The organism is Leptolyngbya sp. BL0902 (genome assembly GCF_016403105.1).
Classification (GTDB): domain Bacteria; phylum Cyanobacteriota; class Cyanobacteriia; order Phormidesmidales; family Phormidesmidaceae; genus Nodosilinea.
On sequence record NZ_CP046155.1, the window covers coordinates 99,135 to 115,324 of the forward strand.

12 protein-coding genes are annotated in these 16,190 nt (G+C 55.1%); 7 read left to right on the forward strand and 5 right to left on the reverse strand.

Translation table 11 applies throughout. The annotated features are described in order from the left end of the window. Positions 1–23: 23 nt before the first annotated feature. Positions 24–2,624 carry a DNA polymerase III subunit alpha gene (locus GFS31_RS00435; RefSeq protein WP_198806366.1) on the forward strand — a complete coding sequence of 867 codons (2,601 nt, stop codon included), beginning with the start codon at positions 24–26 and terminating at the stop codon, positions 2,622–2,624. Positions 2,625–2,719: 95 nt separating this feature from the next. Here the strand turns inward: GFS31_RS00435 and GFS31_RS00440 are convergent, their stop codons facing one another. Then, positions 2,720–2,986 (reverse strand): type II toxin-antitoxin system YafQ family toxin, encoded by a 267-nt coding sequence (locus GFS31_RS00440; RefSeq protein ID WP_198806367.1) that lies wholly within the window; start codon positions 2,984–2,986, stop codon positions 2,720–2,722. Positions 2,987–2,989: 3 nt separating this feature from the next. Next, on the reverse strand, positions 2,990–3,196 hold the full coding sequence (locus GFS31_RS00445; RefSeq protein ID WP_198806368.1) for a hypothetical protein: 207 nt from the start codon (positions 3,194–3,196) through the stop codon (positions 2,990–2,992). Positions 3,197–3,476: 280 nt separating this feature from the next. Between GFS31_RS00445 and GFS31_RS00450 the strand changes: the two genes are divergently transcribed. Together GFS31_RS00450 and GFS31_RS00455 are read left to right on the forward strand one after the other, a co-directional pair. Then, positions 3,477–5,288, forward strand: coding sequence for an AIPR family protein (locus tag GFS31_RS00450; protein ID WP_198806369.1), 1,812 nt, complete (start codon positions 3,477–3,479; stop codon positions 5,286–5,288). A gap of 205 nt (positions 5,289–5,493) precedes the next feature. Then, positions 5,494–5,748 carry a hypothetical protein gene (locus GFS31_RS00455; protein WP_198806370.1) on the forward strand — a complete coding sequence of 85 codons (255 nt, stop codon included), beginning with the start codon at positions 5,494–5,496 and terminating at the stop codon, positions 5,746–5,748. Between the two features lie 286 nt (positions 5,749–6,034). On the opposite strand, the gene GFS31_RS00460 is transcribed toward GFS31_RS00455, so the two are convergent. Beyond that, entirely contained in the window at positions 6,035–7,480 is a 1,446-nt protein-coding gene (locus tag GFS31_RS00460; protein WP_198806371.1) for a carotenoid oxygenase family protein, read from the reverse strand. A gap of 162 nt (positions 7,481–7,642) precedes the next feature. Here GFS31_RS00460 and GFS31_RS00465 point away from each other — a divergent pair, with 162 nt between their 5' ends. Together GFS31_RS00465 and GFS31_RS00470 are read left to right on the forward strand one after the other, a co-directional pair. Then, complete coding sequence (locus GFS31_RS00465) at positions 7,643–9,067, forward strand: phospholipase D-like domain-containing protein (RefSeq protein WP_225907517.1); 1,425 nt, start codon at positions 7,643–7,645, stop codon at positions 9,065–9,067. A 667-nt stretch (positions 9,068–9,734) separates the two neighbouring features. Continuing rightward, positions 9,735–10,403, forward strand: a complete 669-nt coding sequence (locus GFS31_RS00470) for a hypothetical protein (RefSeq protein ID WP_198806373.1) — start codon at positions 9,735–9,737, stop codon at positions 10,401–10,403. 130 nt (positions 10,404–10,533) lie between these two features. Here the strand turns inward: GFS31_RS00470 and GFS31_RS00475 are convergent, their stop codons facing one another. Next, positions 10,534–11,190 (reverse strand): glutathione S-transferase family protein, encoded by a 657-nt coding sequence (locus GFS31_RS00475; protein ID WP_198806374.1) that lies wholly within the window; start codon positions 11,188–11,190, stop codon positions 10,534–10,536. 357 nt (positions 11,191–11,547) lie between these two features. Between GFS31_RS00475 and cobA the strand changes: the two genes are divergently transcribed. Together cobA and coaE are read left to right on the forward strand one after the other, a co-directional pair. Further along, positions 11,548–13,119 carry a uroporphyrinogen-III C-methyltransferase gene (gene cobA / locus GFS31_RS00480; protein WP_198806375.1) on the forward strand — a complete coding sequence of 524 codons (1,572 nt, stop codon included), beginning with the start codon at positions 11,548–11,550 and terminating at the stop codon, positions 13,117–13,119. Beyond that, entirely contained in the window at positions 13,080–13,688 is a 609-nt protein-coding gene (gene coaE / locus GFS31_RS00485; protein WP_198806376.1) for a dephospho-CoA kinase, read from the forward strand. The genes cobA and coaE overlap by 40 nt, the downstream gene beginning before the upstream one ends. On the opposite strand, the gene GFS31_RS00490 is transcribed toward coaE, so the two are convergent. Beyond that, entirely contained in the window at positions 13,647–16,175 is a 2,529-nt protein-coding gene (locus GFS31_RS00490) for a hypothetical protein (RefSeq protein ID WP_198806377.1), read from the reverse strand. The genes coaE and GFS31_RS00490 overlap by 42 nt on opposite strands. Positions 16,176–16,190 lie beyond the last annotated feature (15 nt).

A 16,190-nucleotide genomic window follows, 5' to 3' on the forward strand; every position in this document is an offset into this window, starting at 1 on the left:
AGTACTAACTAATTAATCCTGCCATGTCCTTCGTCGGTCTCCACATCCATAGTGCCTACAGCCTGCTCGACGGGGCCAGCCAGTTACCGCAACTGGTGGAGCGGGCCAAGGAATTGGGGATGCCCGCCATCGCCCTCACCGACCACGGGGTGATGTATGGCGCAATTGAGCTAATCAAGGTCTGCAAGGGCTCGGACGTGAAGCCGATCATCGGCAACGAGATGTACATCATCAACGGCGACATCACCCAACAGCAGCGTCGCCCTCGCTATCACCAGGTGGTGTTGGCCAAAAATACCCAGGGCTATAAGAATCTCGTCAAGCTGACGACGATCTCCCACCTCCAGGGCGTTCAGGGCAAGGGGATTTTTTCGCGGCCTTGCATTAATAAGGAACTGCTGGAGCAGTATCGCGAGGGGCTGATTGTCACCAGCGCTTGTTTAGGTGGAGAAGTGCCCCAGGCGATTTTGCAAAAGCGGCCCGATGTGGCGCGGCGGGTGGCCCAGTGGTACAAGGATTTGTTTGGCGAAGATTATTACCTGGAACTTCAGGATCACGGCTCCCCTGAAGACCGGGTGGTGAACGTGGAAATCCTGAACATTGCGCGGGAGTTGGACATCAAAATTATCTGCACCAACGACTCCCACTATATTTCTTGCAATGATGTGGAGGCCCACGACGCGCTGCTCTGCATCCAAACGGGCAAGCTGCTGACGGAGGACAAGCGCCTGCGCTACAGCGGCACGGAATACCTCAAATCCGCCGACGAAATGCGCCTGCTGTTCCGCGACCACCTAGAGCCGGAGGTGATCGAAGAGGCCATCGCCACCACCCTCGAAGTGGCGGACAAGGTGGAGGAATACACCGGAATCCTCGGCCAGCCCCGCATCCCCGACTTCCCCATTCCGCCCGAATTTAACGAGGATGCCGGAGCCTACATGGCCCATGTGGCGCGGGAAGGGTTGGTGAAGCGCATGAAAGCCACCAGCTACGACGCCATTTCCCAGGACTACAAGGATCGCCTCGAATACGAAATCGAGATGATGATCCAGATGGGCTTCCCCACCTACTTCCTGGTGGTGTGGGACTACATCCGCTTTGCCCGCGACAACAACATCCCCGTTGGCCCAGGGCGCGGTTCGGCGGCGGGTTCCCTAGTGGCCTACGCCATGGGCATCACCAACATCGACCCCATCCACCACGGCCTGCTGTTCGAGCGATTTTTGAACCCCGAACGTAAGTCGATGCCGGATATTGACACCGACTTTTGTATCGACCGCCGGGAAGAAGTGATCCAGTACGTCACCCGCCGCTATGGCGAAGACCGGGTGGCGCAAATCATCACCTTCAACCGCATGACCTCCAAGGCGGTGCTAAAGGACGTGGCGCGGGTGCTGGATATTCCCTACGCCGAATCCGACCGGATGGCGAAGCTGATCCCCGTGGCACGGGGCAAGCCCACCAAACTGAAGGTGATGATCTCCGACGACACCCCCGCCCCGGAGTTCAAGGAAAAATACGACAAAGATCCCCAAACCCGCCGCTGGATTGATATGGCCCTGCGCATCGAAGGCACCAACAAAACCTTCGGAATGCACGCCGCTGGGGTGGTGATTTCCAAAGATCCCCTGGACGAAATTGTGCCCCTGCAACGCAACAACGACGGCCAGGTGATCACCCAATACTACATGGAAGATGTGGAAGCCCTGGGCCTCCTAAAAATGGACTTTTTGGGCCTCAGAAACCTCACCATGATCCAAAAAACCCTGGATCTAATTGAGTCTACCCACGGCATCAAAATCGATCCCGACGACCTGCCGATGGACGATCCCGCTACCTTTAAGCTATTAGAAAAGGGCGACCTCGGCGGTGTCTTCCAACTCGAATCTTCCGGGATGCGCCAGATCGTTCGCGACCTCAAACCCTCCGGTCTAGAAGACATTTCCTCCGTCCTCGCCCTCTACCGACCGGGGCCACTGGATGCCGGACTAATTCCTAAATTTATCGACCGCAAACACGGGCGCGAAAAAATCGACTTCGCTGATGAAATTCTCAAACCCATCCTCAGCGAAACCTACGGCATCATGGTCTACCAAGAACAGATCATGAAAATCGCCCAAGACATGGGCGGCTACTCCCTCGGCCAAGCCGACCTGCTGCGGCGGGCCATGGGTAAAAAGAAAATGTCCGAAATGTTGAAGCACCAGGAAAACTTTGTCGGCGGTGCGGTAGAACGCGGCGTGGCCAAGAAAACCGCCGAAGAACTCTGGGATCAAATGGTGAAGTTCGCAGAATATTGCCTCAGCGCCGACACCGAACTGCTCACCGTCGAATACGGCCCCCTCACCATCGGCGAAATTGTGGAAAAACGCATCCCCTGCAACGTCTTCAGCGTCGATGATCACGGCTTTGTCTATACCCAACCCATCGCCCAATGGCACCCTCGCGGCCAGCAAGAAGTGTTTGAATACCACCTCGACGACGGCACCACCCTCCGCGCCACCGCCGACCACCAATTTATGACCACCACCGGGGAAATGCTGCCCATCGACGAAATCTTTCAGCGTGGGCTAGAGTTGAAGCAGGTGGACGCCCCCTGGCCCAAGGTGCTACGGTGCGCGTGAGGCCATGTGATTTCCAACCCTCGCCAGCAGACTTAGAAAGAGCGTTCTGATTGGCGGGATGTATCAGTGGTTGAATTGATCGCTACAAGTTGAGTTCAGTACACTTCATCATGGCTACCGATATCGACAAAAATAGCTTTATTGTCTTCTGTAAAGTAGAAGAGTACTCGTGCGTCGTAGTCTACGCTAAAGCTCCAAAATTCCTTCAGTTTGCCCGACAACTTGTGTGTTTTTAAGCTCGGATCATAGGGATCTACTGTAAACTGCTCTAGTTTTTGCCAGAACTTGGCTTCTAGCTCTACATTTCCTTTGATGCGTTTTTTGAAGGCGCGTTTGAAGGAAGAACTAAAGCTGACTTCCACAGATTAGTCCTCAATTAACTGTCTTAATGCATTGATGTCAGAGGAAAAGGTTAGTTCACCACTTTGCTGCTCTGCTTGGGCACTCTCGAAGTTGGCCAGCATTTCATCACGGTGCTCTTCGCGGAGGTATTGTTGCAGCAATAGCTGAAGTTCAAGCTTTTCATCGGTGGAGAGACTTTTAATCACTTCAACCACATCACTAAAAACCATCTAGTGCCAGCCTTTATTTTGATTTCCTGGTTAATTCTAGCATTTGCCGTCAAATGGGTGCAGTGCAGGCATTGACCAAGCAGTACTTACCCTATGATGACTGGGGAAAGACTCCCCATCGACAAAACCTTTCAGCGTGGGTTAGACTTGAAGCAGGTTCAAGTCCCTTGGCCCAAGGTGTTGCGGTGCGCGTAGAATGCCCATCGATAAGATATCGGGCTATTGCCCATCTCTAAGGCAACTCCCAGAAACTAGCTGAAACAGAAATTTATTTGAGTCCATGAATAAACTACCAGATTTCTTAGAGAATTACATAGATTTTAAGCAACATATTGATCAAACTTACAAAGATTTTAGCAATGTCGAGAAAGGCAAGCATTTTGCTGAGTTAGCCAAAGATACGTTAAATTCTCATGATGATTTTATTGGTTTGGAGTCTTATCTGAATCCGAAATCTAGTCACGACAATGGAGTAGACATCTTCTGGAAATCTCCCGACAGCAATCAATATGAATTCTTTTGTCAATCTAAATATCAGATCAGAGGCAAGGATGAATTAGATAGTGTGATTTCAAAATTCAAGGATTTCGATGAGAAGTTGAATTCTCACAACAGCACAGAATTAGGACAACAACTAGAGTTAATCAATAAAAAGGAGATTGAAGATGAAAGAAAAAATCCTGAAGGCGATTACAACAAACTTCAAACAGTAAAATACGTAATCGTCACGCTATGGAAGCTAGATAGAATAATTGATCTATACGAGAAGACGAATAGGCCATCACTGCAATTTTACAAAAAGCTAGTCAACGAAGGTCGTCTTGAGATAATAGACGGCATAAAATTTTACGAGTATTTTCTAAAAGCCTACCAAAAGGAATACGCGATTCCTCAAGAGGTGCGATTTAGAGTTGTTGACAAGTTAGCCAATAAGCATAACGTCTATGTTGGTATCATGAATTCCAAAGATTTAATCGAGATATATAAAACGAGTGGGAATGGGATATTTTTTGAAAACGTACGAGACTTTCTTGGCATAGGTAGCAAAAAAGACTCCTCGTTTGATATAAATAGTGAAATTTATAAAACAGCTCATGATGATCCATCAAAAATGATTGAGAGAAATAATGGTATCACCTTTAAGGCTAATGCATTAACTTATGAAGGTGGTGAGGTTGTACTCCGAAATGCCGGAATTATTAATGGCTGCCAAACAACTATATGCATAGCCAAAGCGCAACCAGATGAGGATTGTTATGTCCCCGTGAAAATCGTCATTACTTCTGATGAACAGACATCATCAGACATCGCAAGAACAGCCAACACTCAAAATCGAATTGATAAGATCAATTTAGAGTTATCTGACTTCATCAGACCCCAGCTTATAAAGTCAAGCTTAGCTGAAATTGGTGTGAGACTAGAAGATGATGAGGCATCTCAAACTGCTCCTCGCGTTGCTGCATTCATTTCAAATCAGAGAATTTTCAAGTCAGACTTGAGATATTTATTTATAGGTCTCTTCAGTACCACGCCTCGAAACATCTTTGCTTCTGACTATGCAAGCATTAGGTTTGACGATATTAGACTTGAATTCTCATCTATTGAAAGTAAGAAGGAGTTGAACTCCTTACTGGCACGACTCATAATTTGCTCAAATAATGCCTTTGAAAAACTGAGACAGAAATATCCTTCAGAAGATAAGGACGGAGCGTCAGGATCACCAGAGAAAAAAGTTGGCAAGGTATTTAATCGATTTTATGTCGATCAGAAAGGCTACAAAGCTTACTTGACCGTCTTATCTGTTTATTTTCTGCTTGAGCTTTACGATGAAGTAGAAATTAAGAACTTACCTGTAACTCAGCTAACTCAATCTATCAGTAGTGTCGTTGACCAACGAAGAGAGGATTTGGAGAATTCCTTGTGTAAAATCTTCAAGGCTGTCGCTATGGTCGTGATCAATCACTTCTCTGAAAAGAATAAAGATCTTGAAAGTAAAGACTTAGAATCTGAAGTTAGCCAGTATCTGTCCAAATATATTGCGCGGACTAAAATGTCCGCTTACTGCGTCATGTATGGAATGCTTGAAACTTGACAACAGTAGAACTGACACAATTTCAGCTACCACAGGCTATACAAGATCCCTTGCAATTGCCTCTAGATCGTCAGGATCAAAGACATGAGCTTTCTATGCCTGAACAACAAGAAGCTGAAGGATTGGTTGAGTTAGCAGAGTTCTTGTCTTTACTTTGTTTTCGGTCAAGATAAGTAATGAAATCAATGTAAGGAGTATAGATATAATGCTTCAAGCTATTGAAGGAATTTATCGCAACGGCAAAATAGAACTTCTTGAGCAGCCAGTAGCTTCTGAAGGGATGCGCGTAATTGTGACATTTTTGGATGGCATTGCAGAGTCAGTCGCTGCCTCTAGCTCACCAGTTGACTTGGAAGAACAAGGAATTGGCCTGGAACAGGCCGCAGATTTACGATCTCGCCTAAAAACCTTTGCCGAAGACTGGGACAGCCCTGAAATGGATATTTACGATGAGCTATAGCCGTGGTGAAATCGTTCTTGTCTTATTTCCTAACTCTGATTTAAAGACTGTAAAACATAGACCCGTTCTAGTCGTTCAAGCGATGAATTTAAACACAGGACTCTCCCATCAAATTATGGTTAGCTTTGACGCTATGAGCTGTCTAAGGGATGTATTGAAACGGCAAAATATAACTGTATAAACAGCCATGAATCTGTTAGCTGGAAGTCGTGAGAGCGCTGGTGGCAAACCTCCGCTAGTCCTATGGCTTTCATCATTGGGTAGAGGGGGTGAGAGTTAGTCTTGCCTATCCGTGCCAGGTGCCGTGGAAGCTGTGGGGAATGACCACTGGTAGGGCGAATTGAACAATGGGGGCCGTGCCAAAGGCGTTGCCGTCGTAGATCCAGACTTCGCTGCGGTGATCGTGGCTGTTGTAAACCACGGTAATCACCCAGTGCTGGCTGGGGTTGTGGCTGTCTTGCACCGGAATCGCCTCGGAGGGATAGTAGCCAGGGCCGGGATTCGCCAGGGTCAGGGTTTCGGTGTGAGGGTTGAACTGGGCGACGGCGTCGAAAAATTCCCCCAGAGGCGTGGGCGTGGTGCGATGGACGTTGAGGTAGGTGAGGGCGGGCTCGTTGTTGGGGCAGCCCTGGGGAGCGTAGGCCACGGGAAACTCACAGTGACGATCTACAGCGCAGTGTTCCTCCAGAATTTTGCCGCTGTGGGGGTCGATGTGGTAGTGCCAGAGCTGGGCTTCGGCGGGGGTGGAGATTTGGCCTGTGGCAACTTCTTTGAGCTGTTGGTTGGTGGCAAAGTCGGCGTAGCGCACCAGGTCTAGGCCAATGGTGTCGTTGGCATGGAGGACGCTGTGGCCAAAGTGCCACTGATACCAGGGTTCCGCCTGTTCCCAGGCCAGCACCTCTAGGCTGTCGGCCTCGACGACGATGATTTGGGTGCCCCATTTGGGTTGCCATTGCAGGGCTTCGCTGAAGGTTTGCAGACCAAACACCGCTGGTAACGGGTTCAACCGCACCGGAGAGACACAGAAGACGAGGTAGCGGTCGGCCAAGGCAAAGTCGTGGATCAGCGGAATGCCGTTGAGGTCGATGCGTTTGGTGTCTTTGACATGGCCGTTCGGATCGCAGCGGTAGATTTGCAGAACGGGTCGCCCACCTGCGATGACGCCAACGTTGAAAATCTCCCCGGTGCGGGGGTGGCGCTTGGGGTGGGCGGAAAAGGCGTCATTGGGGCGCAGGGTGCCCAGGGTGTCGATGCCGTAGGTCTCCAGGGTTTCCAGATTCAGCCCGTGGGGTAGCCCTCCTTCCCACAGCGCCAGCAGCCGATCCGGCAGGGCCAGCACCGAGGTATTGGCGGCATTTTTAACCTGGCTTTGCCACCGTTGCCACAGGGAACCGGGCGCAAAGCTGCCATAGCCGCGATAGAGGTACTGGTCGGCAGCCTCTTCGTCTTGGAACCCGGCGGACTGCACATAGCGATAGGTAGCCAGCGCCTCGCCCTCGGCAAACTGCACCCGCAAAATGGCCCCATCACCATCAAACCAGTGACCTACGGGCCATCCGCCCCGTTCCAGCCGGGCGGGGCCATTGCGGTAGAGCGTTCCCCGCAGTCCATCCGGGATCTCGCCTGCCAACCGGGTGAGGGGAGTCTGCGCAAATTCTGTGGCCGGATGAGCCAGTGCCTTCGCCCAGGCAAAGGAGGGGACAACGGGGGAGGGCGGCGCAGATAAAGACATGGCAATCCGGGTCAGTAGGGACGTTTGAAGCGAGGTCTGGGAAAAGTCCCTTTTATCTTATCGCCGTTGGGAAGGGGGCCGTTTGGCGGATCTTTGGGACGGATGGCATGGGCCGGGGGTAAGCGGGGGATGGCTAAGCACAGACGTGTTCAATTTATCCCCGTGCATCGACTCAAATCTTCTCGCTGGCGCTGGGGCCTGTTTGGCCTAGGACTGTTGCTGTTTGTGGGTATCAGCAGCCAATTTCGCAGCGATGCTAAGCTACCCACCCTTGCGCCCCTGCCCCAGGATCCCTACATCCAGGCGTACTTTAACCAAAGTCAGGCGTCAGTCTATGCCGACCCCTACCGCCGCATCACCCGCTACGGCGACGACTTAGAACAGGTGATGATCGACGCCATCCACCATGCCCAAACCTCCATTGACGTTGCCGTCCAGGAATTTACCCTGCCCAACCTAGCCGCCGCCCTGGCCCAACGCCAAGCCCAGGGAGTGCAGGTGCGGGTCATTCTCGAAAATAACTACAGCACCCCCATGGCCCAGCGCCGCCCCAACGATTTTTCCTTCTTAGACGAGCACGACCGCAACAAGGCCAACGAGCAGTATCGCTTTGTGGATCTCAACCAGGACGGCACCCTCAGCGCTGACGAAATCGCCCAGCGAGACGCCCTCACCATCCTTGACCAGGCCCAGGTGCCCCGATTGGACGACACGGCTGACGACAGTAAGGGCAGCGGCCTAATGCACCACAAATTTATGGTGATCGACGGACGACGCGTTATCACCGGATCCGCCAACTGGACGATGAGCGATATCCACGGCGATCTAGGGACAGAGGCCAGTCGGGGCAACGCCAACGCCCTGTTGGTAATCGAAAGCCCCAACCTCGCCCAAACCTTTGGCGCAGAATTTGCCTTGATGTGGGGCGATGGCCCCGGTGGCCAGCCCGACAGCCAGTTTGGGCTGCAAAAGCCACCCCGTCCGGCCCGCCTTGCCTCGGTACCCGGTTCTGTGGTGGAAGTGCAGTTTTCGCCCCTGTCGCCCACCCAGCCCTGGGCCAAAAGCGTGAACGGCCTGATTGCCAAAACCCTGAGCCAAGCCACCCAGCAGGTTAACCTGGCGCTGTTTGTCTTTTCCGAGCAGCCCATCAGCAACCAGCTCTGGACGGTCTCCCAGCGGGGGGTGCCCATCCGCACCCTGATTGACCCCGGCTTTGCCTACCGCAGCTACAGCGAAGGGCTGGATATGATGGGCCTCACCCTGCCCGATCATCGCTGCAAACTAGACAGCAAAAACAAACCGTGGCCTACTCCCATCACCAGCGTCGGCATTCCTACCTTGGCCGAAGGCGACAAGCTGCACCATAAATTTGCGGTTTTAGATAACCAAGTGGTGATGGTAGGTTCTCACAACTGGAGCCACGCTGCCAACACGACCAACGACGAAAACCTGTTGGTAATCCGCAATACCACCGTTGCCGCCCACTTCCAGCGAGAATTTGAGCGGCTCTACAGCACGGCCCAGCTTGGCCTAACACCTCAACTTCAGCGGGCGATAGATAAACAGCGAACCCAATGCGGCCTGTAATCTGAAACGACCACCCCAGCCGGGAGGAGGAAATCACCTAGAAATTATCTCGTTTCCTATCGACATGACACGGATTGTGAAAGACCATTAAGAACCGTAAATGACCTGATTTTTAAGCTTTGGCCATGCTAGATTAAACCTATCGAAAGACAACTGAATATTCATACAAGTCTCGCTCTTTTTCTAGGGATTTGCCAAAGAAAAAGCAGGCTGGTGATAGGTTCAGCAAACTCCCTACATTAATCTTGTTTTGTTCCCCCAGAGATACTAGCTCAAGCTTCGGCTAAGTTATATGTCTCGCCCTTAATGTCGGTCAAGACATCGAACAACCAAGGTTAGCTTATCCTCTACGTTTGTCATCTCTCAGATTGGTTCGGTATTGCTTGTTTTTCGGAATTTCGAGATAAGTAAATCAAGCCAAAACACGGACAAACTAAGCCGTTGTTTTTCGCAAAGTTAACCTCTTAACGAAGAGTGGCCATGACGGTCACTCTTTAGTTGTTTTGGGGTCGAAGAGAACGCCACCGACTGGCACATCATCCTAGCGCCAGCAACCTGGAGTGATGGGCGCGTAGCCAGTGGTGGAACTGGTTCGCTGGCTGCATCGCTGCGTCCTAGGGCAGGTATGCTGAATCGGGTAACGTGTGTCGTCTGTGGGTGTGCATCTATGGGTTCTGCGCCGGGTTCTGCGCCGCTTTGGGTGGCTTTGTGTTTTTGGCCAGCAGGGCTAGGCTTATTAAGCCAAGGACTTCAGCCCGTCCCATTACCCCAGCGGCTTTTGGCCCTGGCCCTAGGGCTCATGCTGATGGAGCAGTCTCACATGGCGCGGGTGGATGTGCAGCAGGCATTGGCAGCGTGGAAATTTGCCCCAACACCTCAGTTAACCCGGTTTATGACGGTTTTAGCCGTCACTATCCTCGGTGAACTGATGGGATTTTACCTAGCGGCTGGGGGCTGGTTGGGGCTGGGGATGATTACCATTTTGCTCAGTCTTTTGGGTTTTAACCTATTCGCCAATGGCCGCTTTGAGGGCTACATGTTCCAGCCCGCTGGCCCCCGTAGCCGCCTAGGTGTCATTGCTATTGACCTCGTAGCCCTGGGGTTGGCGCTGCTGTGGGTGGTGGGTTGGGGGCGGTTGGCGGTGGCTGGTGTGCTGCTGACCGTCAGCCTAGCCTACGGGGTAGCTAAAGCCTATGCCTACGCCACCGGGCGGTCTAGCTTGGCTCAACCGACCAGCCCAGCCCCAGCAGCCTATGCCTCTAGGGGTGAAGCCCTAGCGATTCATATCCCGAACGCCGCTCAGCAACATCCACAGCCCGCCCAGCAAAATCGCTAGGGCTAAGCCACCCAGAAGGGCATCCATCGACAGGGCTGATTCCATGGTTCACCAATACCGTAGCGTTTCCCATTGTGGAGTCCATGGTAACGCTCATCTCGCAGGACGCACAGCATTAACAGGGTGAGCATCAGCCCTTGGCCATGCGGGCTTTCATGCGTTCGCGGAAGGCGGCCACCATTTCTTCGGTGGGTTGGGTGGCTTGCCATGCGGGACGGGCCACGAGGCGGGCTGTCCAGGCTTGCAGGGTGGGGTAGTTGGCCATGGAGATGCCCAGTTTTTCAAACCAGGGGGAGAAGGTGCCCGCCACGATGTCCGCTAGGGTGAGTTGGTCGCCGCCAAAGAAGTCGCCCTCGCCCAGTTTGTCGGCGTAGAACTTGAGGACGCCGTCGATTTTTTGCTTGGCCTGCTCCACCGCTTCGGGCGATTCGGCCCCAAAGCCCATCATTTCCTTGAACAGGGGCGTCATGGCGGGGTTGAGTTCGTTCAGCGTCACCATTTCCACCATGCGGACATTGGCTAGGGCGATGGGGTCGCTGGGCAGCAGGGCCGGAGTGGGATACTTGGCCTCTAGGTAGTCCAAAATGGCGAAGGATTCAATCACCGAAAAGCCGTCATCCGCCAGCACGGGGATGTGGTGAAAGGGGTTCATCGCCAAAAATTCTGGCTTAAATTGGTCGCCGCCGAGATTCATCTCCACGACCTCAAAGGTCAAGCCCTTTTCGAGCAGGGCCACCCAAACCCGACGGGAATTGACAGACAGCGGTGTGTGGTAGAAGGTCAGCATGGTTGGAGACACTCGTAAGAGGGGACGGGGGAGATGTGGAGATAGGGGGATGAGGGACGATCAGGGTCGGGTGAACGGTTGGGATCAGGTAACGGTTAGGCCATCTGCCGAGTAACCGGAACGTTCCTCGGTAGGATGGGCTAAGGTGGCTGGACACGGTGGGCGAATCGCTCTTGTGCCTGGGTTGGCCCTCACCCTAAATCCCTCTCCCAAGCTGGGAGAGGGACTTTGAAGGGATTGCTCCCCTTCTCCCAACTTGGGAGAAGGGGCTGGGGGATGAGGGCCAAGCTAAGCCCAGGAGTATTTTGCCCGCCCTATGGGTCAGCCCTAGCCCATCCTACGATGAATATTTGACCGATGACCCAGCCGGGAACCGTTTACCTTGTGGGCGCTGGCCCAGGCCGCATGGATTACCTCACCCTGCGGGGGCACAACCTGTTGCAGCGGGCGGATTGCCTGGTGCACGATGCCCTGGTGGATACCGACCTGTTGACCCTGCTGCCTGCCCATTGCGAAGTGTTTGATGTGGGCAAGCGGGGTGGCCAACCCAGCACTCCCCAGGCGGAAATTGACGCGCTGTTGGTGCGGCTCAGCCAATCCGGTCGGCAGGTGGTGCGCTTGAAGAGTGGCGATCCGTTTATTTTTGGGCGAACGACCTCAGAAATTCAGGCGCTGCGGCAGGCGGGGTGTCCCTTCGAGGTGGTTCCCGGCATTTCCTCGGCCCTGGCGGCTCCCCTGCTGGCGGGGATTCCGTTGACGGATCCGGTGTGGAGTCACGGGTTTGGCGTCGTCACCGCCCACGATCCCGACCTGCTGGATTGGCCCGCCCTCGCCGCCCTGCATACCCTGGTGGTGTTGATGGGCAGTCGGCACCTCGACGAAATTATCCACCGTCTGCAAAACAACGGTTGCCGAGGCGATATGCCCGTGGCCATCATTCGCTGGGGCGGCCACGAACAGCAGCAGATTTGGGAAGGCACCCTGCTCAGCATTCGCCAAATCGTCAAAGGCCAAACCCTCTCCCCCTGCGTGATGGTCTTCGGCGAAGTGGTCAAACTCCGCCCCTACCTCACCTCTCCCGTTCCCCCCTCGCCCAGTCTCCCCATCTCCGTGTCCTCCCAAGCTCCCCTCCACCTAAAGACCGTCCTCATCACTCGCGCCGCTGGCCAAAACAGCCAGTTCGCCGATCTCCTCACCGCTCAAGGTGCCCAGGTGATTGAGCTACCCGCCCTAGAAATTCGTCCTCCCCAAAGCTGGGACGGGATGGATCGGGCCATCGCACAGGTGGATTCTTTCCACTGGCTGATTCTGACTTCGGCCAATGCGGTCAACTTTTTCCTGGATCGACTGCTGGAACAAGGGCGGGATTTGCGGTCGCTGAATGCCTTAAAAATCGCCGTGGTGGGTACTAAAACCGCCGCCGTCCTCAAACAGCGAGGACTCTTGCCCGACTTCGTTCCGCCGGATTTTGTGGCGGATTCCCTAGTTCGCGATTTTCCTGAAAACGTGGCCGGACAGCGCATCCTCTTCCCACGGGTGGAGAGCGGTGGGCGCGAGATTTTGGTGAAGGAATTTTCCGCCGCTGGGGCCGAGGTCGTGGAGGTGGCGGCCTACGAATCGGGTTGTCCCCTGGTGCCGGATGCGGCGGCCATTCAGGCGATCCGACAGCGTCAGATTGATGTGATCACCTTCGCCAGTTCCAAAACCGTGGTGCATACGGCCCAGCTTTTGGCGCAGGGGCTTGGCCCCGATTGGCGGCAATACCTCGATGGCGTGGCGGTGGCCTCCATTGGCCCCAAAACCTCGGATACTTGCCGAGACCACCTAGGCCGCGTGGACATTGAACCCGCCGAATACACCCTAGACGCCCTCACGGAGGCGATTGTGGCATGGGTCAACACAACATCAGCCCGCGCATCATCGGACTAACCGGGGGCATCGCCACGGGCAAATCTACGGTGTCCCAATATCTCCAGGACACTCATCAAATCCCGGTGCTGGATGCGGATGTGTATGCGCGGCAGGCGGTAAATGTGGGTTCCCCAGTGTTGGCGGCGATTGTGGATCGCTACGGTGCTGCCATGCTCAACCCGGATGGTTCGCTAAATCGTGGCCAGTTGGGGGAGGTGGTGTTTCACGATGCCCAGGAAAAAGCGTGGCTAGAGCAGCAGATTCATCCCGTGGTGCGCCAGTGTTTTCAAGCGGCAATGGCAGACTTGGCCGATGCGCCCATCGTTGTCCAGGCCATTCCCCTGCTGTTTGAGGCGGGGTTGACGGATCAAGTAACGGAAATTTGGGTGGTGGCTTGCACGCTGGATCAACAACGGCAGCGCTTGATGGAGCGCAATGGGTTAAGCCTAGAGCAAGCCGAGGCCCGCATCGCTAGCCAGATGCCGCTTTCGGAAAAAATCGCCCTGGCCGATGTGGTGCTGGATAATTCCGGGACTGTGGATGCCCTATTCCGCCAGGTGGATCAGGCGTTGCATCAGGGTGGCTAAGCCATCGAGGGTGGGGGCTTTGGCGCGGGTATAGGCACTGTAGGGAGATCCTTGGGTGCGGCCCTGTTTCTTCAGCCACAGCAGGCTGAGGGTGGTGCGGGGGGGCAGGTCGGGCCAGAGGTGATGGTGGTTAGAGAAATCTACCACGCCGCCTAGGGTGGTTTCGGCCTCTAGCCAGTAGCGCAGGGGGGCGCTGTTGCCCATGGCCCAAAAAGGATCCATCACCACCGCGCAACGACCGCCAGGGCGCAGGAGATGGAAACTGCGCTCCAAAAACAGGCGTGACCAGTACAGACGCGCTTGGGTTTGACCCGGTGCGGGTTGGCTGCTGTGGGGATAGTGGCCAGAGCGGCGAAAGTATTGGCTGGGTACAGCAAACTGGCCGCGATAGGTGGCCCATGCCTGGGTGAGATCGGGGTCTATGGTGAGCACCTGTCTATGGTTGTTCAAAAAGGTTGAGGGAGCCACCCCCTTAGCGTCAAATAGATCGGCATGGGCGGCCAAAAATCCGGCTTCGGTGGGCTGCACCGATCCCCCTGGGAAATGACTCACAATTATGTCAAAGCCACCCCGCTCCTGAAGCAGTCGATCAAAGGAAAAGCCCCAGTGAAAGGGAGCCATCGCCACCACTTCGGATCGAGTGAGGGGGCGGCTCTGGCGACGCCCCTCACTGTTGCAATGGAGACTGCGAATCCCCAATTTCTGGCTCAACTCGACCCAGAAAAGTTCGGTGAGTTTGGCTTGGGCAGCTTGGGTCAGCGCCTCTAGGCGATCCCGCAAAAAGTCGGATTGGGCGTAGGCAGGCACTCGGCCACTTTCTCCCAGTAGTTCGGTCTGGCTGCGGTAGTGCTCCACGCGCACCTGGCGTTCGGCCAAAATAGCCTGGTAGGTGTTGGCCATGAGCGATTGCAGCAGGTTGCCCTGGAGCGGAATAGCATCGTCTCCAGATAGATCGCCTGCGCCCCCCCGTCGCCCGGTCATCACCGCTTGGTCAAAGCCGTCGGCATCTACTGTCACCAAGCCCATCAGGGCATTGCCGGGGCAGAGGGTGAGGCTGAGATCGGGCAGACTGGCGAGTTCCTGGATAGTTTGGGTTTGCTGAACACCCACAAGCAAAATCTGGAGGCGGGCCATGGCCACGGCCTCTGGCCAGCAATCGACGCCGTAGAGACCGTGGCTGGCGAAACGACGGTAAAGGTTCAGGCCGAGGCGATCCGGGGTTCTAGATCCCAAGGCCGCCACCCAGGGAGGCAAGGAGGTGCGCATATCCAGGCTAGCGATGGCGGCTAAGCTCTGGGCCAAATACAGCCAGTCCTGCAAGGCCGCTCGCACATAGCGCCCTGATCCGCAGGCCGGATCCAAAAGGCTGACCTGCCCTAAGTAGTCTAGGAGATCGCTGGCCACAGATGGAGTCAGGGCCAACAGGAGGTGCTCCACCGAGGCATAGGCTCGCCCGCTCATCCGTAGGGCCTGCTCTAGAACTAGGGGGTAGAGGGTACAACGGCCCAGGCTCCACCGCATGGGCTCCGGTGTGGTCAGAGCTGCGCCGCCCTGGGCATTGACCCAGCGCTCTAAAATATCTGGTAGCCAGTCCTCTAGGCGTGTGGCCGGGGCTGAGAGGACATCGCCCAGCCAATCTAGGGCAGGGGCAAAGGCGTCGTCGGGCAAGCTCCGATAGCCCCAGCGGTAGTCGAGGTCGGTTGCGCCAAAGGGTTCCCTCGGAATAAAGGGCAGAGGGCCAAGGCGATCCCGAAGATCGAGCGGACAGTCCTCGGCGGGCAGCACGAGCCCCTGGATGGTAAGGGGCTGAAAGACGTCCAAAAAGAAGCGGTCTACCCCCCGCTGCTGACTCTGGCCAAACTGGTTGTGCAAGTACCACTCGTCGCCGCCGAGGTAGCCCCGCTGCTGGAGCGCAGCCACGGCCACGAGTCGCAGCATTAAAGTTAGGGCAAACCGCTGTCGCTCCACCCCAGTCCCAAGCCCTACCAGAGCCTTGGTGAGGCTGTGAACGCCCTGCTGAAAGCCTTGGTTGCGGTCGGCCATCGCCGGGAGATCGGCGCTATTGAGGGCGGATCCTAGGCAGGGAAACTCAGCCTGATGGGTCTGGTGTAGCCGCCAGAGCCGCTTGGCCCAATCCCGATCCCCCTGGCCTCGAATGACCACCCGAAACCGCCAGGTAGCTTCTGGGCTGGCATGGGTACGCCACCCCCAAAGACTGCGCTGGCCATCGGTGCTGAGGGCAATAACCAGGGGGTCGGTGGCCGTGGCGGCTAGGGCTGTCCACCGTTGCTCCAGCCCCGCAGAATCCTCGGCGGCACCTCGGTCTAGTCGGTCTGATGCCAGGATGACGGTGGCACTACCGCGCTGGGCTAGGGGTCGGCCCACGGTGCTGCCCGGCGGGGAGGAAGGGATGATGTCCCAGCCTAAACTTCCCACGAAGAGGGCTTCTAGGGCGAGATGATCGAGGCTTTGCTGGAGCGAATCCATCACCTCTACCCATTC